Raw genomic sequence first — 20,012 nt, 5'->3', positions numbered from 1 at the left:
TACGCGAAGCCTGCAAGACAAGCCACCACTGTTGCGAAAAAAGAAACTGCAAGGTTCTTGAACGCAACGCTCAAGCCGTCCAAGGAAGGGGCCAGCGCCCGAAAGCGGCCTCCCTACGGACAATAAGGAACGTACAGTTTCCATGCCCATCGAGATCAAGATGCCCGCCCTGTCCCCCACCATGGAAGAGGGCAAACTGGCCAAATGGCTGGTCAAGGAAGGCGATACCGTCTCCTCCGGCGACATCATGGCCGAGATCGAGACCGACAAGGCGACCATGGAATTCGAAGCCGTCGATGAAGGCGTGATCGGCAAGATCAGCGTCGCCGAGGGCACCGAAGGCGTCAAGGTCGGCACCGTCATCGCCGTGCTGGTCGAAGAGGGCGAGGACGCCTCGGCGATCGACGCACCCAAGGCCGCAGCCCCGAAGGCCGCCGCCAAGGAAGAGGCTCCGAAGGCCGAAGCCAAGGCTGAAACCAAGCCCGCTCCCGCAGCCGCGCCGAAGGCCGCAGCTTCGGGTGATCGCGTCGTCGCCACCCCACTCGCCAAGCGCATCGCCGATGCCAAGGGCGTGGACCTCTCGGGCGTCGCCGGCTCCGGCCCCAATGGCCGCATCGTCAAGGCCGACGTCGAGGCCGCACAGGGCGGCACCGCCAAGAAGGCGGCTCCGGCGCCCGCAGCTTCGGCCCCGGCCGCTGCTCCCGTCGCTGCCGCGACCTCTTCGGTCGAAATGGCCGACGAGACCCGCGCCCTGCTCGATGCCCGCGTGCCGCACTCGGTCGAGAAGCTTTCGGGCATGCGCAAGACCATCGCCCGCCGCCTCGCCCAGTCGAAGCAGGAAGCGCCGCACATCTACCTCAGCGTCGATGTTCAGCTCGACAAGCTGCTGGAACTGCGCTCGCAGATCAACGCCACGCTGGAGAAGCAGGGCGTGAAGGTCTCGGTCAACGACATGCTGGTCAAGGCGCTCGGCATGGCGCTGGTCGCGGTGCCCGAGTGCAACGTGACGTTCGCGGGCAACGAACTGATCAAGTACGAGCGCGCCGACATCTCGGTCGCCGTGTCGATCCCCGGCGGTCTCATCACCCCGATCGTCACCGCCGCCAACGAGAAGTCGTTCTCGGCCATCGCCAAGGCGACCAAGGATCTCGCGAGCCGCGCCAAGGAAGGCAAGCTCAAGCCCGACGAGTACCAAGGCGGCACCGCCTCGATCTCGAACATGGGCATGATGGGCATCAAGTCGTTCTCGGCCGTGATCAACCCGCCGCAGTCGACCATCCTCGCCATTGGGGCAGGCGACAAGCGCCCCTGGGTCATGCCAGACGGGTCGCTGGGAGTGGCGACTGTGATGAGTGCGACGGGCAGCTTCGATCATCGTGCCGTCGACGGCGCCGACGGCGCGCGCCTGATGGCCGCGTTCCGCGAGTTCGTCGAGAACCCGCTGAGCATGATCGCCTGATATGGAGTTCGAGGCCGGAGAGCTGGTCATCCGCGTCACCGCGATGCCCACCGACCTCAACCCCTATGGCGGCGTTTTCGGCGGCTGGCTGATGAGCCAGCTTGCCCTTGGCGCCGCCTCGCTGGTCACCCGCCGCACCGGCCACAAGGCCGTGGTGGTGGGGGCGACCGACTTCACCTTTCCCGGCGTCATGCTCGTGGGCGACGAACTCAACGTCTATGCGAGCGTGCAGCGGACGGGGCGCACTTCGATGACGATCGCCACGCGCGGCTTTGGCCGGGCGCGGGCGAGCGAGCATCAGGTGGAAGTCGCCACCGGGCTGTTCACATTCGTGACGCTGGATGAAAACGACCGCCCCAGGCCCATCGCCGCGACTTCGGAGATCGTCTGAAATGGCGGAAGAATACCGCGAACCCGTCATCCGCATCACCGCGATGCCCGCCGATGCCAATGCTTATGGCGACATCTTCGGTGGCTGGCTGATGAGCCTGATGGACATGGGCGCCGGCCTGATCGCCGCGCGCCACTCGCATGGCCGCGCGGTCACCATCGCGATGGACGGCATGCAGTTCCACAAGCCGGTCAAGGTGGGCGACGAAGTCAGCGTCTACGGTGAACTCAGGAAAGTGGGCCGCTCCTCGATGACCATCGGCATCGAGGCCTGGCGGCGCCACCGGCATGAAGAAGAACAGGTGAAGGTGACCGAAGCGGTCTTCACCTTCGTCGCAATCGACGACGCGGGCCGCCCCCGCGCGATCGAACAGGAGAGTTAAGAGTGGCTGATTCTTACGACGTCATCGTTCTCGGTTCCGGCCCCGGCGGCTATGTCGCGGCGATCCGCAGCGCGCAGCTTGGCCTCAAGACCGCCATCGTCGAGCGCGAACTGCTCGGCGGCATCTGCCTCAACTGGGGCTGCATCCCGACCAAGGCGCTGCTGCGCTCGGCCGAGATCCTGCACCACATGAAGCACGCCAAGGACTATGGCCTCGCGGCGGAAAACATCACCGCCGACCTCGACGCGATCGTCAAGCGCTCGCGCGGCGTGGCCAAGCAGCTCAATCAGGGCGTCACGCACCTGATGAAGAAGAACAAGATCACCGTCCACATGGGCACCGGCAAGCTGGTGGCTCCGGGCAAGCTGGAAGTGACCGGCGAGAAGGGTGCCGAAACCCTCTCGGCCAAGCACATCATCATCGCCACCGGCGCCCGTGCGCGCGAACTGCCCGGCGCCAAGTCGGACGGCAACCGCATCTGGACCTACCGCCATGCGATGACGCCCAAGGAAATGCCGACGAAGCTGCTGGTCCTCGGCTCGGGCGCGATCGGCATCGAGTTCGCCAGCTTCTACAACGACATGGGCGTCGACGTGACGGTCGTGGAGATGATGGACCGCATCGTCCCGGTCGAGGACAAGGACGTCTCGGCCTTCCTCGAAAAGGCGCTGACCAAGCAGGGGATGAAGATCCTCACCGGCGCCAAGGCGAGCGACGTCAAGGCTTCGGACAAGGGCGTCTCGGTCAAGATCACCCCGAAGGGCGGCAAGGAAGAGACGCAGGAATTCAGCCACGTCATCGTCGCCATCGGCATCGTCCCGAACGTCGAGAACATCGGCCTGGAAGAACTCAAGATCGAGCCGGACGAGAAGTTCTTCGTCAAGGTGGACGACTATGGCCGCACCAACGTCCCCGGCGTCTGGGCGATCGGCGACTGCGTGAAGGGTCCGTGGCTTGCCCACAAGGCCAGCCATGAAGGCGTTACCACCGCCGAATCGATCGCCAAGGAACTGGGCAACAAGGAAGTGCACCCGCACGCTCTGGACCGCCGCAACATTCCGGGCTGCACCTACTGCCACCCGCAGATCGCCTCGGTCGGCCTGACGGAAGCCAAGGCCAAGGAAGAGGGCTACGAGGTCAAGGCCGGCACTTTCCCGTTCATCGGCAACGGCAAGGCGATCGCGCTGGGCGAGCCGGAAGGCTTCGTGAAGACCGTGTTCGATGCCAAGACCGGCGAGCTGCTCGGTGCCCACATGATCGGCGCCGAAGTGACCGAGATGATCCAGGGCTACGTCGTCGGCAAGACGCTGGAGACCACCGAGGCGGAACTGATGAACACCGTGTTCCCGCACCCGACGATCTCGGAGACGATGCACGAGGCGACCCTCGCCGCCTACGGCCGCGCGATCCACATCTGATCGCGCCGCAAGGTCTGGAAAAACGAAGAGGGCGGGCCGCAAGGTCCGCCCTTTTTCGTATCAGCCGGCGGCGCGCACGATATGCTCGAACACGGCCACGTGCAGGGGCTCGGCGAATTCGCAACCGACGGCGCCTTCGCGCACCCAGCAGATGCGTGCGCTTAGCAACTGCAGGCCGGGGATGCGGATACGCAGCGGCACTTCCATCCGGGCATCGGGCAACATGCCGATGCGGAAGCCTCCGGGCGACAAGTCCTCCAGTCGCGCCGGTTTCCACGGACGGGTTCCCTGACGCACCTCGCACAGGATCGACACGCCGACGCGTGCGGAACGAGGGGTCCGACTTTCGGCCGGGCCGGGCTTGAGGGAATCGCGCATGGGGTCTCCTTGGGGGGAGAACCCCATGCCGCAAAACAGGTTACCAGCGCGTTAGCATTCGGGCGCGCGTACGCTGCCACCCTATTCAGCGGAAGGTCTTTTCCAGTACGACCAGCCCGGGATCGCCGTCGAACGGTTCAGGCCTGAAGCCCCTTTCGCGTTCGAGGTCGATGGCGGCGCGATTGTCACGGCTCTCGATGGAAATGGCGCGGCGACAGCCACGGACCTTGGCCTGGGCCGAGAGGTAATCGAGCATGGCCCAGCCGATCCCTTTGCCGCGGTGATTGCCGCAGACCGAAATGGCGATCTCGCCGGTATCCAGCGGTCCGTCACAAGCCAACAGCCCCGACGCGACGATCTGCCCGCTGGCCTGGTTGATCCCGACCCACGATTCGGTCCGGAAGTGGTCGGCGTGGACCAGCGGCTCCAGCAATACCGGCCCGACGTGCTCGGTCGCCGACAGGAAACGGAAGCGGCGATCCTCGTCCGTCACGCGGGCGAAGAAATCGGTCAGCGCGGGTGCATCCGCCTCGGTCGCCGGGCGCACGTCGAGGTCATGCCCGAACGGGTGGGGAGGGTGACGATCATGGAAGGCGTACCTTTCGATGGAATGCCGAATCTCTAGACCGCGATCATGCGATGCACCTTGATCGAGATCAGATCGCCCGCCATCTTCGTCGAAACGGCACGAGATTCCGCCCGGCCCGTTCTACCATTGTCCAATGGGAACGGCCCGGGTCCATTGTGCTATGCAACATGCAAGGCCGGGAGAGCCCGACCCTACGATATGAGAGGAGAATCCGCATGGCCGAGGCCGTCTATCCCGTTCCCGCCGAGTGGAGCCGGAACGCCCTGATCGACGATGCCCGCTATCAGGAGATGTACGAAAGGTCGGTTTCCGAGCCCGAAGCGTTCTGGCGTGAGGAAGCGCGGCGGATAGACTGGATCAAGCCCTTCAGCGTGGTAAAGCAGACCAGCTTCCACGAAGAGGATTTCGGCATTTCGTGGTTCACCGACGGCACCCTGAACCTCTCGGCCAACTGCCTCGACCGTCATCTCGTGGAGCGTGGCGACCAGATCGCGATCCTGTGGGAGCCGGACAGTCCTACCGCTCCCGAGCGCCGCATCACTTACCGCCAGTTGCACGAGCAGGTCTGCCGCTTGGCCAATCTCCTCAAGGCGCGCGGCGTCCGGAAGGGTGAGCGCGTCACTCTCTACCTGCCGATGGTGCCGGAAGCGGCCGTTGCCATGCTGGCCTGCGCGCGGATCGGCGCAATCCACTCGATCGTCTTCGCCGGGTTCTCGCCGGACGCGCTGGCGGGCCGCATCCAGGATTGCGACAGCCGCGTCGTCCTCACTGCCGACGAGGGCCTGCGCGGGGGTAAGAAAGTCCCGCTCAAGGCCAATGTCGATGAGGCGCTCAAGGCCTGTCCCGGCGTCGACAGCGTGATCGTCCTCGCGCACACCAAGTCCGGCGTACCGATGGCCGAGGGTCGCGACATCGACTGGGCCTCGGCCATCGCCGACCAGGCCGCCGAATGCGAGCCGGTCGAAATGAGCGCGGAAGACCCGCTGTTCATCCTCTACACTTCGGGCTCCACCGGAAAGCCCAAGGGCGTGTTGCACACCACCGGCGGCTATTCGGTATGGGCCTCAATGACCCACGAGTACGTCTTCGACTACCGCCCCGGCCAGATCTACTGGTGCGCGGCCGACATCGGGTGGGTCACCGGCCACAGCTACGTCGTCTACGGCCCGCTGATGAACGGTGCGACCACCGTGATGTTCGAAGGCGTCCCCAACTTCCCCGATCCCAGCCGTTTCTGGCAGGTCGTCGACAAGTTCGGCGTCGAGATTTTCTACGGTGCCCCCACCGCTCTGCGTGCGCTCATGCGCGAAGGCGACGACTGGGTGAAGAAGACCAGCCGCCAGTCGCTGCGCCTCCTCGGCTCGGTAGGCGAGCCGATCAACCCGGAGGCATGGTCCTGGTATCACGAGGTCGTGGGCGAGGGGCGTTGCCCGATCGTCGATACTTGGTGGCAGACCGAGACCGGCGGCGTGATGATCTCACCGCTTCCCGGCGCGACCCCGCTCAAGCCCGGCTCCGCCACCCGCCCGATGTTCGGCGTGCAGCCGAAACTGCTCGACAACGACGGCAAGGAGATCGAGGGGCCGGGCGATGGCTGCCTCGTCATCACAGACAGCTGGCCCGGCCAGATGCGCACCGTCTGGGGCGATCACGAGCGCTTCTTCCAGACCTATTTCAGCACCTTCAAGGGCACGTACTTCACCGGTGACGGCTGCCGCCGGGACGAGGACGGCTACTACTGGATCACCGGCCGCATCGACGATGTCATCAACGTCTCCGGGCATCGCATGGGCACCGCGGAGATCGAAAGCGCACTCGTCGCTCACCCCAAGGTGGCGGAAGCGGCGGTTGTAGGCATGCCGCACGAGATCAAGGGGCAGGGCATCTACGCTTTCGTCACCTGCAACGCCGAAGTTGAGCCCGACGACGCCTTGCGCAAGGAACTCATCGCGTGGGTGCGCCACGAGATCGGCCCGATCGCCACGCCAGACGTAATCCAGTTCGCACCGGGCCTGCCCAAGACCCGCTCGGGGAAGATCATGCGCCGCATCCTGCGCAAGATCGGCGAGAACGACGTCTCCAACTTGGGGGATACCTCGACGCTGGCTGATCCGTCGGTGGTCGACAACCTGCTGGCAAACCGGCCCCAACCCGTCAGCGCCTGAACTGAGACGCAACGATGAGAGCCCGCGCCGAATGGCGCAGGCTCTCACTATTCGCGGCGCCTTGCTCTTCCGCAAATGCACGGAGAAATGCGACGGATTTGTTTCGTTGAGCCTGAAGGGGGCGGCGAATTATCTGGTCTCAATTTTCTGCATGTATGGGGGCTAAGCGTGGCTTTCGGGCGCTTTTTCTGTTTGTTCAATCGCCATCGCCCTCGCCGTTCGGTTGAATGGGATGGCTCGCACTATCGCAGCGATTGCCGCCGCTGCTCCCGACCGATCACGCGGCTTGCTCGTCACAAGTGGCGCATCGAGAGACAGAGCAAAGGCGGCGATAGCGGATGACGAAAGCAAGTGGCGGACAGGGTGGGATTCGAACCCACGGTGAGCTTGCACCCACGGCGGTTTTCAAGACCGCTGCCTTAAACCACTCGGCCACCTGTCCGCTCTATTCCTGCGCATAGCCCAAAGTGGCGCGGGCGCAAGGGGTTGATGCTCGGTGAAGGGCATCGGGCTTGCGGCGACTGTCCACGATGAGGCGCAGCGGGCCATTTGCAACCGGACCGCTTTGTGCGAAGTTTCCTCGCGATGACCTTTGCAACCTTCATGCGATCCCTGCGTCTTCCCGTCTTCGCCATCGTGCTTGCGCTTCCCGCCGCGCAGGCCTGCGCGCAGCCGGAGTCCTTTCCCGATTACTTGCGCACGGTCGCCTCGCATGCCCGATCCCAAGGTGTGAGCGAAGCCGCCATCACCAGCGTGCTGACCGGCCTCACGCCCAACGAGAGGGTCATCGCGCTCGATACCTCGCAGCCCGGCAGCCGCGGGGCGCCGCCGCCACTGGCGCCTTATATCGCGCAGCACGTGGGCAGTTCGATCGTGGCGCGCGGCAAGTCGCGCTATACTTCACTTGCCTCGATCCTGCCGCAGATCGAGCGGCGGTATGGCGTGCCCGCGCCGATTCTCTTCGCGATCTGGGGGCATGAGACCAATTTCGGCAGCTACACAGGCGACTTCGACCTCGCGCGCTCGCTGGCGACGCTGGCCTGGGAAGGGCGCCGCCGCGAGCTGTTCGAGAGCGAGCTTATCGCGCTGATGAAGATGGTCGACCGGGGCGTGCCGCGTTCGCAACTCAAGGGCAGCTGGGCAGGGGCCTTCGGGTATCCCCAGTTCCTGCCGAGCGTCTACTTGCGCCTCGCCGTCGATGGCGACGGGGACGGGCGGGCGGATATCTTCTCCAGTTCGGCCGACACGCTGGCCTCGATCGCGAATTATTTCCGCGACGCCGGTTGGCGCACCGGTGAGCCCTGGGGCGTGCGGGCCAGCCTGCCGTCCGGGTTCAACGTAAACGCCTATGCGACGAAGTTGTCGTCGCCGTCATGCGCCGCAGTTCATGCGCGCCATTCGCAGTGGAAGCCGGTTTCGCAATGGCGCGCCCTTGGCGTGGCGCCGCAGGGCGCGATCGGCGGCGATGTCCTCGCCTCGCTGTTCCAGCCCGACGGTCCGGGCACTCCGGCTTATCTGTTAACCGGTAATTATCGGGTGATCCTCCAGTACAACTGCTCGAACTACTACGCCATGTCCGTGGGGTTGCTTGCAGATGAGATTGCCCGTTAACCATGCCCTGCCGCTTGCGGCGCTGATCCTGCTCGGTTCGGGAGGGGCCTTGGCCGCTTCCCGCACTCCGCAGGTCGCTGCTCCTGCTACGGGGCCTGCCGCCGATTATCCGGTCGTCGTCGGCGAACCCTTCACCGTCGGCAGCACCGTCTGGACGCCGACCGACCAGCTCAACTACGACGCGGTCGGCGGCGTCATCACCGGCGAAGGCACCGGCGTGACCGCCGCGCACAAGACTTTGCCTTTGCCCAGCTATGCAGAAGTGACCGCGCTCGACACCGGCCGCACCATCCTCGTGCGGATCGAGAGGCGCGGCCCGATGGTAAACGATGCACTCATCGAACTGTCGGCCGATGCTTCGGCGCAGCTCGGTCTCGCTCCTGGCGCCAGGGCGCAAGTGCGGGTACGCCGCGTCAATCCGCCGGAGCAGGAGCGCGCGCTCCTTCGGGCCGGCGGCCGGGCGCCGGAGCGCATGGAAACGCCCGAAGGACTGCTCAAGGTCCTGCGCCGCAAGCTGGCGGACCAGTCGCCGCTGGTCCCGCCGCCTTCCACGCCGCCGGCAATGCCTGCGGGAGAACCGCCTGCGATAGTCAAGGCTCCGGCCGCGAAGCCGGCAGCGGCACCGAAGGTAGCCAGGCCCGCATCCGTCGCCCCGGCCGTACGGCCCGCCGCCCGCCCGTCGCAAACGGTGCCCCCTTCGCCGCCCAAGGCCCCCGCTCCGAAGCCCGCTGCTCCGGCGGCGAAGCCCAAACCGGAAGCGCTCAAACCTGCCGATAAGGGCTCGACTTACGTACAGGTAGCCGCGTTTTCCTCCGAATCCTCGGCTCGCAAGGTCGCCGCGCAACTCGGTGGCAGCATGTCCCCGGCAGGCAAGTTCTGGCGCGTGCGGCTCGGTCCTTACGCGAACCGTGCAAAAGCCGCGCCGGCGCTGGAGAAGGCGAAAGGCGCGGGCTATAGGGATGCCCGAATCCTCGGCGCGGACTGAACCTGAAACGTCTCCCGCGCGCAGCCAGACGCCGACAGGCGCGCGGGAGAAGTCGGGTCTTGAAGTCGTTTTCCAATATCGTGAAGCTGGCACTGGCCGTGACCATACCGGCGAGTGCCTCGGCCGCCTCCATCCCGGCCCCGCCGCCGCAGGTTGCGCCGATCCCGGTAAGTCTGCTGGTCGATCTCGGCTCCGGCCAGGTGCTGGCGCAGAAACATCCCGATACGCCCTTCCTGCCCGCCTCGGTGACCAAGGTGATGACCGCTTACGTCGCCTTCGAGGAAATCGGCGCGGGCCGTCTCCGCATGGACCGCCAGTTCCAGGAGCGACCCGAGACCGAGAAGGAATGGTTCGCCAAGGGCACCAACATGTACATCACGACCAAGGACAGGCCGACCACGCGCGACCTGCTCCATGGCATCATGACCGCTTCGGCGAACGATGCCGCCGTCGTGCTGGGCGAGGGCTATGCGGGCAGCGTGCAGGGCTGGGCGGCGAAGATGAACGACGCCGCGCGGCGCCTCGGCATGACGCGCAGTCACTACAACACGCCCAACGGCTGGATGGACGAGGGCAACACCTACGTCACCGCCAGCGATCTGGTGCGCCTCGCCGATGCGATGATCACGCGCTATCCTGATCTTTACCGCGAGTTTTCCGGTCACAAGCACTGGATCTGGCGTGACGTCCACATGCGCAGCCACGACCCGACGGTGGGCGTCGTGCCCGGCGCGGACGGCATCAAGACCGGATATACCCGCGAGGCTGGCTACAACTTTCTCGGCACGGCCGAGCGTGGGGGGCGCCGCCTCGTCATGGTGCTGGCGGGATCGCCGCTGCCCAAGGTGCGCGACGATGCGGCAAAGGCGCTGCTCGAATGGGGCTTTGCCGCGTGGGACACCCGCCACCTCTTCGACCAGGGCCAGACGATCGCGCAGGCCAAGGTTCAAGGCGGCGACGCCCGCTCGCTGCCGCTCGTCGCCAACCGCGAGGTTCACGCCACCATCCCGCGCGGCACTCAGCCGGGCATCACGCTTGCCGTCCACTACAGCGGACCGATCAAGGCGCCGATCCGCAAGGGCGAGCAGGTCGGCGAACTGGAGATCCGCGTCGCCGGGCTCGCACCGGGCCGCGTGCCGCTCTACGCGGGGCGTGACGTGGGGACTGCCGGATGGCTGGACAGGCTGCTGAACGGGCTTATCAACCTGTTCACATGATGCAGGGTCGATTCATCGCGCTCGAGGGCGGGGAAGGGGCGGGCAAGTCCACCCAGGCCCGACTACTGGCCGAAGCCCTGCGTGGGCTTGGCCTGGAGGTGGTCACCACCCGCGAGCCGGGCGGAACGCCGGGCGCGGAGGCAATCCGCGCCCTGTTGCTCAATGGCGTCGAGGGCGATGGCGGCGAAAGCTGGAACCCGCGTGCCGAGGCGTTGCTGTTCGCCGCCGCACGGTCCGACCACGTCCACCGCCTGATCCGCCCGGCACTGGCACGCGGCGCATGGGTCATCTGCGATCGCTATCTCGATTCGAGCCGCGCCTATCAGGGTGGTGGTGGCGGATTGTCTGACAGCGACATCGCCGCCCTTCACGCCATTGGTAGCGACGGCCTGCTGCCCGATCTGACGCTGCTGATCGAGGTAACCCCGGCGGTGGCCGTGCAAAGGCTCGCCCTGCGCGACACCGACGGCAGCGACCGTATCGGCGGCCGGGATGCCGCCTACCATGCCCGTGTGGCCAGCGCGTTTTCTGCCTTCGCCGACGCAGAGCCCGCCCGCTTCGCCCGGGTCGACGGGGATGGAAACCCTTACGACACGCAAGCGCAGGTCCTCGCTGCACTGGCGCCGTTGCTGGGGTGAACATGGACAAGCCCTTTATCGGCCAGGATGCCGCGTGGCAGGAATGGCTCGCCGCCATCGCGTCCGAGCGTATGCACCACGCCTGGCTGCTGAGTGGCGGCAAGGGCCTCGGAAAGCGCGCGTTCGCTCGCGCCGCCGCTGCCGAACTGGTCCGTCAGCCCGGCGCCCCGGTGCTCGATGTCGAGAGCCATCCCGACATCCACATCCTAGACCACCTTCCCGCCAACGACGACGAGGCAAAGAAGAAGGCTGAAGGCAAGCCCTACCAGACCAAGCGCAACATCACCGTGGACCAGGTACGCGGCATGATCCGCCGCCTCGCGACCAAGCCGACGCTGGGCGATCGCCGCGCGATCATCATCGACCCTGCCGACGACATGGAAAAGGGGGCGGTCAACGCACTTCTGAAGGCCCTAGAGGAACCGCCGGCGGGAACCTATTTCCTGCTCGTCACGCACCAGCCTGGGCGCCTGCTGCCGACCATCCGTTCCCGGTGCCGGGTTCTGCGCTTCGCAGCGCTGGACCGGGAGGAGCTCGAAGCTGTCATCCGCCGCGACGCACCGCAAGCCGATGCCGCCGCGCGCTCCGCCGCGATCGCAGCTGCCCAAGGGTCGCCCGGCGTAGCGCTCGATATCGTCGAGCATGACCTCGGTGCCGTTCACGAACTGATGATGCGCATCCTCCAGCGCGGCGACCCGGATTTCCTCCTTCGCGGCGCCCTTGCTGATGAGATGGGCGGGCGACCGGCACGCGACCGCCAACTGGCGGCGCTGGAACTGGCCCGAGCGGTCCTCGTCCACCAATTGCGCGAAGCGCCACGCCATCGCCAACTCGGCTTTATCGAGGCTTATGGCGCGCTTACGAAGCTGGCGACGCAGGCTCCGACCTACAATTTCGATGCCGGGCTCCTCATAATGGAAATTGGCGGGTTGCTGGCCTCGGCCGCGATGCCTAGAGAAGCGGCACGCTAGCGCGTTCGCCGGACTCCTGCGGGAAGTTCGGAACGTGTTTGAATATTGACCTGTAAACACCAGCCAGGAAAGCGCGACGCCGTATGGGCGAGCCCTATTACATTACTACCGCCATCAGCTACCCCAATGGACGCCCACACATCGGCCATGCCTACGAGGCCATCGCCGCGGACGTGATCGCCCGTTTCAAGAAGGCGGAAGGTTTCGACGTCCGGTTCCAGACCGGCACGGACGAGCATGGGCTGAAGATGGCCCAGAAGGCGCGCGAACTCGATACCGCGCCGGCTGCTCTGGCAGATGAAATGTCGTCGTATTTCAAGGAAATGTGCGACATTCTGAATATCGGTTATGACGTGTTCATCCGCACGACTGAGCCGCGCCACCACGCCGCCACTCAGGAACTGTGGCGCCGCATGGAAGCGAACGGCGACCTCTATCTCGATCGCTACGAAGGCTGGTACTCGGTCCGCGACGAAGCTTATTACGACGAAAGCGAACTGCAGGCTGGCGAAGGTGGCGCGAAGCTGTCGCCTCAGGGCACTCCGGTGGAATGGACCGTTGAGGAATCGTGGTTTTTTCGCTTATCCAGGTATCAGGACAAATTGCTGGAACTCTACGCTTCAGGTGACTTCATCCGTCCCGAGAGCCGCCGCAACGAGATCCAGCGCTTCGTCGAAGGTGGCCTTCGCGACTTGTCGGTCTCACGCACCAGCTTCGACTGGGGGATCAAGGTTCCCGGGAGCGATAATCACGTCATGTACGTGTGGGTCGATGCGCTGACCAACTACATCACCGGTCTCGGCTTCCCCGAGGAGCAGGGCGACTTCGCCAAGTTCTGGCCTGCCGACGTTCACCTGATCGGCAAGGACATCGTTCGCTTCCACACCGTGTACTGGCCCGCCTTCCTGATGAGCGCAGGCCTGGACCTGCCCAAGCAGGTCTTCGGACACGGCTTCCTGCTCAATCGCGGGCAGAAGGAATCGAAGTCACTGGGCAACGTCACCGATCCGATCGGGCTGGCCGCAACCTTTGGCGTCGATACGCTGCGCTATTTCTTCCTGCGCGAAGTCGCGTTCGGACAAGATGGTTCGTGGTCGGCCGAAGCCATCGTCACCCGCACCAATGCCGAGCTCGCGAATAGCTTCGGCAATCTAGCGCAGCGCAGCCTATCCATGATTTTCAAGAACATGGATGGGGATTTGAAGTCTGGGCTTGAATATAGTGAGGCGGACACCGCACTGTTCGCCGCCGTAGCCGAGGGCATCTCAGGTCTGCGTACGGCCTTTGACGCCCTCGATTTCAGCACTGGTCTGGAAGCCTGGATGCGCGGCGTCTTCGCCTGCAACCAGTATGTCGACGAACAGGCCCCCTGGGCACTGCGCAAGAGCGATCCCGCACGCATGGAGACGGTGCTGATGACCCTCTTCCGCGTCGTGCGCGATCTTGCCCTTGCCGTAAGGCCCGTGGTGCCCACCGCAATCGACGCGTTACTCGACCAGATGGGACAGGGCGCGGATGCCCGGAATTATGCGGCGCTAGCGGAGGCCGGGTGGTTTGACGAACTCGTCGCTTCCGGGTTCAAGGTCGACAAGCCGCAGGGCGTGTTCCCCCGCCTTGAATTGCCCGAGGAAGCGGCAGCCTGATGCTGATCGATTCCCACTGCCATCTCGAGTATGAGGGCCTGGTCGAGGATCAGCAGGCCGTTCTCGCTCGCGCGCGCGCGGCGGGGATCAAGGGGTTCCTCAATATCTCGACCCGGCAACGGGAATGGGACCGCGTCGTCGATACCGCCGCGCGCGAACCGGACGTATGGGCTTCGATCGGCATCCATCCGCATGAGGCGGACCAGCATGCCGATCTCGGCGAGAGCGCCTTGCGCGAAGCCGCGGCCCATCCCCGCGTGATCGGCATAGGCGAAACCGGGCTCGACTATTATTACGACAAGTCCGACCGCGACGTGCAGCAGGCATTGTTCCGCACGCATATCGCCGTCGCGCGTGAGACCGGCCTCCCGATCATCATTCACACGCGCGACGCCGAGGGTGATACCGCGCGTATTCTTGAGGAGGAAATGGGGAAGGGCGCTTTCCCTGCGCTGATCCACTGCTTCACCGCCAGCGCGGACTTCGGCCGCAAGGTCCTCGATCTGGGCCTCACGATCAGTATTTCCGGCATCGTGACGTTCAAGAATGCCAAGGACTTGCAGGACTTCGTAAAAACAGTTCCTGAAGATCGGCTTCTTGTGGAGACCGATTCGCCGTTTCTTGCACCGGTCCCACATCGCGGCCGCAAGTGCGAGCCGGCATTCACGGCCGATACCGCCGCTTTCGTTGCGACCTTGCGCGGGATCAGCGTGGAGCATCTTGGCGAGGTGACGACGCGCAATTTCTTCGCTCTGTTTACCAAGGCGCATTACGCGTGAAGGTGACGATCCTTGGTAGCGGCACATCCACCGGAGTACCGCGGCTCGGCGGCGAGAATAACGGGGCAGACTGGGGCCTGTGCGATCCCAAGGAGCCCCGAAACCGGCGCACGCGCGTCGCGATCCTGCTCGAAAGCGATGCCGGAGCCCGTATTCTGGTCGATACGCCGACCGATCTGCGCGCGCAGCTCCTTGCGAATGACATCCATCGCATAGACGCAGTATTCTGGACGCACGATCACGCCGATCACTGCCACGGCATCGATGATCTTCGCCCGCTGCGCTACGGCCGCGCCGGACCGATTCCGGGTTATGCAGATTCCGAAACGGTTCGTCGGCTGCGGCAGCGCTTCGGATACGTCTTTGCCGGCCAGCATGGCTATCCAACGTTGATTTCGCTGGAGAATCTGGACACGCTACGCCTTTGCGAAGGTTTTCGCGTCGGCCATACCCAGATGCCACATGGGGGTATGGATTCGACCGGATTTTTGTTCGATGCCGACGGTAAATCAATCGGTTATGCGACAGACTTCAATCAGATTACACGCGGAATGATAGACCTGTTCTATGGTTGCGACGTCTTGATAGTAGATTGCCTGCGCCGCGAACCGCATCCGACCCATTCACATCTGGCCATGTCGCTGGAACTCGTTGAAGTGTGCCGCGTCAGCACGGCCGTGCTGACGCATCTCGACAAGAGCATGGACTATGCCACACTGAGCGCCTCAGTGCCTGCAAACGTGCAGGTCGCTTATGATGGACTGGTGATCGCGCCATGACCTTGACTGCCATGATCGTATCGATGATCTCCATCGTCGGCTGTTTGGTCCTGGCATTGCGCAATCCGCAAATTCGCGGGCTCGGCGGCGGGCAGGCGTTGCGCCTTGCAGCCATATGGGCAGCCGTCATCATTAGCCTCGTGCTGGTAATCCAATGGTCCGGTCTGAAGATCACCTCATGATCGCCACCCTCTACTTTACATAATCATCATTATCATTTCAGGTATGACACAGAACCGACACCAGCAGATCGATCGCCTTCTGACCATAATGGCCCGCCTGCGCGATCCGCAGGACGGCTGCGAATGGGACAAGGAGCAGACTTTCGCGACGATCGCACCATATACGATCGAGGAAGCCTACGAAGTCGCCGAAGCCATCGCGCATGACGATCTTTCGTCCCTGCGCGAAGAACTTGGCGACCTGCTGCTACAGGTCGTGTTTCATGCGCGCATGGCAGAAGAACTCGGGCATTTCGCTTTTGGCGATGTCGCCGCCGCAATCTCGGACAAATTGGAGGCCCGCCACCCGCACATCTTCGGTGACGACGTTTCTGACGATGCGCAGATTGATCGCTGGGAAAAGCTCAAAGCCAGCGAGCGCGTCGCCAAGGGAGCGACCAGCGCAATCGACGGCGTCGCACTCTCGCTTCCGGCTCTGATGCGGGCCGAAAAGCTCCAGAAGCGTGCGGCGCGGGTTGGTTTCGACTGGCCCGATCCGAGCGGAGCCGCGGACAAGGTGCGCGAGGAAATGCAGGAACTCGCTGAAGCCGGGGCTGCGGAACGGCTGGAGGAAGCCGGCGATCTGCTGTTCGCAGCGGTTAATCTCGTGCGTTTGAACGGAATCGCGCCCGAGGATGCGCTGCGCGCCGCGAACGCCAAGTTCGAGCGCCGGTTCCGCGCGATGGAGACCCTCTCGGCCCAGGAAAACCGCGATTTCGCCGCACTTTCCCTGGAAGAACAGGAAGGTTACTGGCAGGCCGTGAAGCGCGCCGAATAAACGCGCATCACGGCACATGACGCTACCATAGCGGCACTCAAAGCGCCATGAAGCGCCCGAATTCCCGCTCCGACAAGCGTACTTCAAGCCTCATCTGAGGCCCCTGCTCACCTTCGCCAGCATCTTCTTCGGACACCACTTCGCCGCGCGCGTGAAGGAATGCGAAGCGTTGGCCGTCAGCGACTGGCAAGATAAAGCTGTAGAGCTTCGAATCGCGCGTCAGGTTGCGGCTCGCGATCTCAAGAAGTGCCTCACAACCCTCTCCGGTCAGCGCCGAGACGGGGATGATGACCTCCCCTTCCCTGTGCACGGCGACGTCGCGAAGTTCGTGCGCCTGGTCAGGGCCGAGCAAGTCCCACTTGTTCCAGACCTCGATGATCGGCACTTGCGGTTCCGGCTCGTCTTCGGGTTCGTCGTCCGACCAGTCGAGGGCGGGAGCCTGACGCTGCTTGCGATCGTCGAGCGGCGGCTGGATCACGCCGAGGTCGGCCAGTACATCGAGCACCTGGCGCTTCTGCGCCTCCGTGTCAGGATTGGCGATGTCGCGCACATGCAGAATAACGTCCGCGGCGGTCACTTCCTCCAGCGTCGCACGGAAAGCGGCGATCAACTCCGTCGGAAGGTCGGAGATGAAACCCACGGTATCTGACAGGATCGCCTTTTCGAGACCCGGCATGCGGATCGCCCGCATGGTCGGATCGAGCGTGGCGAACAGAAGGTTCTCGGCCATGACGCCTGCACCGGTCAGCCGGTTGAACAGCGTCGACTTACCTGCATTGGTATAGCCGACGAGCGCGATTACCGGCCACGGCGCCTTCTCACGCCGATCCCGGTGGAGCCCGCGCGTGCGGCGCACCTGCTCCAGTTCGCGGCGGATCTTGGCCATGCGGTCGCGAATCATACGACGGTCGGCCTCGATCTGCGTTTCGCCGGGACCGCCGAGGAAGCCGAAGCCGCCGCGCTGGCGCTCGAGGTGAGTCCAACTGCGAACGAGGCGGCCCGCCTGGTAGTCGAGGTGTGCGAGCTCCACTTGCAGGCGGCCCTCAGCGGTTGCCGCACGCTCACCGAAGATCTCGAGGATCAGCCCCGTGCGGTCGATAACCTTGCGCTTGAGCTTTTCTTCGAGGTTGCGCTGCTGGATTGCAGACAGCGAACCATCGACGATTATCAGCTCCGCTTCCTCGAGGGTACATGCGGTCGCAATGTTCTGGATCTGGCCTTCGCCGAACAGCGTACCTGGGCGCGCCTCGCGTATGACGATGGCCATCGCCTCGACCACCTCGAGACCGATAGCGAGGGCCAAGCCCTTCGCTTCTTCAAGGCGGGCTGCCGGGTCCAGATCGCTCCGATCGCCCCTGAAACCCTTCATCTGCGGATAGACGACGAGGGCACGCGCACCGCGCGTGACCTCGCCCTTCAGTTCATCGTTCAAGTTGATTCAGCTTCTCTCAGTCGTCTGCTTCTTCATGCGCCTGAAGATCGACAGGAGTCACGGGCTGAATCGTTGAAACCGCATGCTTGTAGGCCAGCTGCACGTAGCCTTCGCGCTCGAGCAGCATGCAGAAAAGGTCGTAAGCGGCAACACGGCCCTGCAGCATGACGCCGTTGATGAGGAACATCGTCACCTGCACGCCGGCGTTGCGGATGCTGGAAAGGAAGACGTCCTGCAGCACACGCTGCTTCTTGGCATTTTCCGGACCATTGCCGAACTGGCGTGCATCGACCGGTGTCGACGGCATGATCGTCGAGATCGCGTGCTTGTAGACAAGCTGCGACTGCCCATCACGGCGCAGCAGGATCGAAAAGTTATCGAACCAGGTGACGATACCCTGCAGTTTCACGCCCTTGACGAGAAACATGGTGACCGGGGTCTTGTTCTTACGAAGCAGGTTCAGGAACTGGTCCTGCAGATTCTGACCACCCTTCCCCGTCGACGCGCCAGTGGAAGCCGGGACGGATGCAGGCGCGGTGGTAGCGGGCGGCGAAGCCTCTTCAGCCTCAGGTTCCGGCGTAGCTTTAGGACGCGCGGAAAGGGTACGACCAGCCATGTTGTATTCTCCTTCTTTTTGGCGGCCGCCCATGCATGCGGTCCGCGATCTGGTCCCGCCATTGGCGCGGGCCGTTCTCGAATCGGAAACTACCCATTTGCTGCAATGCAGTAAACGGGGTTTTTGTAGCAAAAATGTTACAGCAAATCAGATAGTCTCGTCGAGGTCTGTCTCGTCCTCGCGACGCTCGGACATGCCCAGCAGCTTCAGCTTGCGGTGGAGGGCGGAACGCTCCATCCCGATGAATGCGGCGGTCTTGGAGATATTGCCGGAAAAGCGCCGAATCTGGACACGCAGATACTCCCGCTCGAAGCTCTCTCGCGCTTCGCGCAAGGGTGCACTCATCATCACGGTCACGCCTGCATCAGCCCCGCCCCGACTGTTGAAGATTTCCGGCGGCAGCATGTCCGCTTCGATCTTCGCGAGTTTCTCACGCGGGGCCATGATCACGGTGCGTTCGACCACGTTGCGAAGCTGCCGCACGTTGCCGGGCCACTCGTAAGCCTGAAGCGCGGTCATCGCCTCGCCGCTCACCTGTGGAGGCGACACGCCCTGTTCGTTGGCATAGCGAGCGAAGAAATGGTCGATCAATGCGGGAATGTCATCACGACGTTCACGCAGCGCCGGGATGGAGATCGGCACGACGTTGAGGCGGTAGAACAGATCCTCACGGAATCGGCGTTCAGCGATTTCCTTTTCCAGATCGCGCGAAGTCGAGGAAACCACGCGCACATCGACGCGAATCTGGCGGGTACCACCAACGCGCACGAACGCCTGGTCGGTCAGAACCCGCAGGATACGCGCCTGTGTCGAAGCCGGCATATCGGCCACTTCATCGAAATAGAGCGTACCGCCATCGGCGCTTTCGAGCAGGCCCGAACGAATCAGCGTACCGTCCGCTTCCTCGCCAAACAGTTCCTGTTCGAAGCGCTCGGGCGTGATGCGGGCAGAGTTGACGCTGACGAAAGCGTTGCCCGCGCGCGGGCTCCAGGCGTGGAGCAGACGCGCCGCGACTTCCTTGCCCGATCCGGCGGGACCAGTAATGAGCAGGCGGCTACCGGTATTGGCAACGCGCTTGAGCGTCGCGCGAACCTGGTTGATGACGCCGCTGGAACCGGTGAACTCCTCGCCCATGGACACGCCCTGACGCAGCTGCGCGTTCTCTCGGCGCAAGCGCTCGGTCTCGGTAGCGCGGCCAACGAGGTGAAGGAGCTTCTCCGCCTCGAAAGGCTTTTCGATGAAGTCCACCGCACCGCGGCTGATCGCCGCGACGGCGGTGTCGATGTTGCCATGGCCCGAGAAGATGATGACCGGCAACTCCGGCTCGCGCGCCTTGATCGCATCCAGGATTTCAAGGCCGTCCATCGGGCTGCCGTGGAGCCACACGTCGAGCAGCACCAGTGACGGCCGCCGGGCATCGACCGCTGCCAACGCTGCGTCGCTGTCGCCTGCCGTGCGGCATTCGTAACCTTCGTCGCTCAGCACGCCGGCGACCAGTTCGCGGATGTCGCGCTCGTCGTCGACGATCAGAATATCAAGTGCCATGGGCCATCTTCTTCG

General features: G+C 64.1%; 20 protein-coding genes and 1 tRNA gene. 15 read left to right on the top strand and 6 right to left on the bottom strand.

From position 1 onward, the window contains the following. Positions 1–142 precede the first annotated feature (142 nt). From PKE80_RS15805 to lpdA, 4 genes are read left to right on the top strand one after another with little or no spacing between them, the layout of a single operon-like run. Positions 143–1,459: a pyruvate dehydrogenase complex dihydrolipoamide acetyltransferase gene (locus PKE80_RS15805; protein WP_271183319.1), complete on the top strand. Its 1,317-nt coding sequence runs from the start codon at positions 143–145 to the stop codon at positions 1,457–1,459. 1 nt (position 1,460) lies between these two features. Next, a complete protein-coding gene (locus PKE80_RS15800) occupies positions 1,461–1,850 on the top strand; it encodes an acyl-CoA thioesterase (RefSeq protein ID WP_271183318.1) in 390 nt (129 codons plus the stop codon). Between the two features lies 1 nt (position 1,851). After that, positions 1,852–2,232, top strand: a complete 381-nt coding sequence (locus tag PKE80_RS15795; protein WP_008832724.1) for an acyl-CoA thioesterase — start codon at positions 1,852–1,854, stop codon at positions 2,230–2,232. A 2-nt stretch (positions 2,233–2,234) separates the two neighbouring features. Continuing rightward, the gene (gene lpdA, locus PKE80_RS15790; protein WP_271183317.1) at positions 2,235–3,650 is read left to right on the top strand and encodes a dihydrolipoyl dehydrogenase; all 1,416 of its coding nucleotides are present in this window, start codon (positions 2,235–2,237) and stop codon (positions 3,648–3,650) included. Between the two features lie 60 nt (positions 3,651–3,710). Here the strand turns inward: lpdA and PKE80_RS15785 are convergent, their stop codons facing one another. After that, a complete protein-coding gene (locus PKE80_RS15785; protein ID WP_008832722.1) occupies positions 3,711–4,028 on the bottom strand; it encodes a PilZ domain-containing protein in 318 nt (105 codons plus the stop codon). A gap of 85 nt (positions 4,029–4,113) precedes the next feature. Continuing rightward, positions 4,114–4,575, bottom strand: a complete 462-nt coding sequence (locus PKE80_RS15780) for a GNAT family N-acetyltransferase (RefSeq protein ID WP_271183316.1) — start codon at positions 4,573–4,575, stop codon at positions 4,114–4,116. Positions 4,576–4,832: 257 nt separating this feature from the next. On the opposite strand from PKE80_RS15780, the gene acs reads away from it, so the two are divergent. Continuing rightward, on the top strand, positions 4,833–6,782 hold the full coding sequence (gene acs, locus PKE80_RS15775; RefSeq protein WP_271183315.1) for an acetate--CoA ligase: 1,950 nt from the start codon (positions 4,833–4,835) through the stop codon (positions 6,780–6,782). 352 nt (positions 6,783–7,134) lie between these two features. Here acs and PKE80_RS15770 read toward each other — a convergent pair. Further along, a tRNA-Ser gene (locus PKE80_RS15770) sits at positions 7,135–7,224 on the bottom strand. 161 nt (positions 7,225–7,385) lie between these two features. Between PKE80_RS15770 and PKE80_RS15765 the strand changes: the two genes are divergently transcribed. The 10 genes from PKE80_RS15765 to mazG all read left to right on the top strand — a co-directional run bounded on the left by PKE80_RS15765 (position 7,386) and on the right by mazG (position 16,404). Further along, complete coding sequence (locus PKE80_RS15765; protein WP_271183524.1) at positions 7,386–8,393, top strand: lytic murein transglycosylase; 1,008 nt, start codon at positions 7,386–7,388, stop codon at positions 8,391–8,393. After that, a complete protein-coding gene (locus PKE80_RS15760; RefSeq protein WP_271183314.1) occupies positions 8,377–9,378 on the top strand; it encodes an SPOR domain-containing protein in 1,002 nt (333 codons plus the stop codon). Before PKE80_RS15765 ends, PKE80_RS15760 begins: the two co-directional genes overlap by 17 nt. A 59-nt stretch (positions 9,379–9,437) precedes the next feature. Next, positions 9,438–10,595 carry a D-alanyl-D-alanine carboxypeptidase family protein gene (locus tag PKE80_RS15755; protein ID WP_008828664.1) on the top strand — a complete coding sequence of 386 codons (1,158 nt, stop codon included), beginning with the start codon at positions 9,438–9,440 and terminating at the stop codon, positions 10,593–10,595. Next, on the top strand, positions 10,592–11,233 hold the full coding sequence (gene tmk / locus PKE80_RS15750) for a dTMP kinase (RefSeq protein WP_271183313.1): 642 nt from the start codon (positions 10,592–10,594) through the stop codon (positions 11,231–11,233). The genes PKE80_RS15755 and tmk overlap by 4 nt, the downstream gene beginning before the upstream one ends. Beyond that, positions 11,230–12,204 carry a DNA polymerase III delta subunit-related protein gene (locus tag PKE80_RS15745; RefSeq protein WP_271183312.1) on the top strand — a complete coding sequence of 325 codons (975 nt, stop codon included), beginning with the start codon at positions 11,230–11,232 and terminating at the stop codon, positions 12,202–12,204. Before tmk ends, PKE80_RS15745 begins: the two co-directional genes overlap by 4 nt. A gap of 83 nt (positions 12,205–12,287) precedes the next feature. Next, on the top strand, positions 12,288–13,847 hold the full coding sequence (gene metG / locus PKE80_RS15740) for a methionine--tRNA ligase (protein ID WP_271183311.1): 1,560 nt from the start codon (positions 12,288–12,290) through the stop codon (positions 13,845–13,847). After that, the gene (locus tag PKE80_RS15735) at positions 13,847–14,626 is read left to right on the top strand and encodes a TatD family hydrolase (RefSeq protein ID WP_271183310.1); all 780 of its coding nucleotides are present in this window, start codon (positions 13,847–13,849) and stop codon (positions 14,624–14,626) included. The genes metG and PKE80_RS15735 overlap by 1 nt, the downstream gene beginning before the upstream one ends. Then, positions 14,623–15,405, top strand: a complete 783-nt coding sequence (locus tag PKE80_RS15730; RefSeq protein ID WP_271183309.1) for an MBL fold metallo-hydrolase — start codon at positions 14,623–14,625, stop codon at positions 15,403–15,405. Before PKE80_RS15735 ends, PKE80_RS15730 begins: the two co-directional genes overlap by 4 nt. Continuing rightward, positions 15,402–15,587, top strand: coding sequence for a hypothetical protein (locus PKE80_RS15725; protein ID WP_271183308.1), 186 nt, complete (start codon positions 15,402–15,404; stop codon positions 15,585–15,587). Before PKE80_RS15730 ends, PKE80_RS15725 begins: the two co-directional genes overlap by 4 nt. A gap of 43 nt (positions 15,588–15,630) precedes the next feature. Next, entirely contained in the window at positions 15,631–16,404 is a 774-nt protein-coding gene (gene mazG / locus PKE80_RS15720; protein WP_271183307.1) for a nucleoside triphosphate pyrophosphohydrolase, read from the top strand. Between the two features lie 37 nt (positions 16,405–16,441). On the opposite strand, the gene hflX is transcribed toward mazG, so the two are convergent. The 3 genes from hflX to ntrX all read right to left on the bottom strand — a co-directional run bounded on the left by hflX (position 16,442) and on the right by ntrX (position 19,997). Next, the gene (gene hflX, locus PKE80_RS15715) at positions 16,442–17,836 is read right to left on the bottom strand and encodes a GTPase HflX (protein WP_271183306.1); all 1,395 of its coding nucleotides are present in this window, start codon (positions 17,834–17,836) and stop codon (positions 16,442–16,444) included. 16 nt (positions 17,837–17,852) lie between these two features. Continuing rightward, positions 17,853–18,452 (bottom strand): RNA chaperone Hfq, encoded by a 600-nt coding sequence (gene hfq, locus PKE80_RS15710; RefSeq protein ID WP_271183305.1) that lies wholly within the window; start codon positions 18,450–18,452, stop codon positions 17,853–17,855. A 147-nt stretch (positions 18,453–18,599) separates the two neighbouring features. Then, positions 18,600–19,997 (bottom strand): nitrogen assimilation response regulator NtrX, encoded by a 1,398-nt coding sequence (gene ntrX, locus PKE80_RS15705; RefSeq protein WP_271183304.1) that lies wholly within the window; start codon positions 19,995–19,997, stop codon positions 18,600–18,602. Between the last annotated feature and the right edge of the window lie 15 nt (positions 19,998–20,012).

This window comes from Novosphingobium resinovorum (assembly GCF_027922145.1).
Classification (GTDB): domain Bacteria; phylum Pseudomonadota; class Alphaproteobacteria; order Sphingomonadales; family Sphingomonadaceae; genus Novosphingobium; species Novosphingobium resinovorum.
Note: the sequence above shows the minus strand (reverse complement) of the source record. Positions and strands in the feature narration are given on the sequence as shown.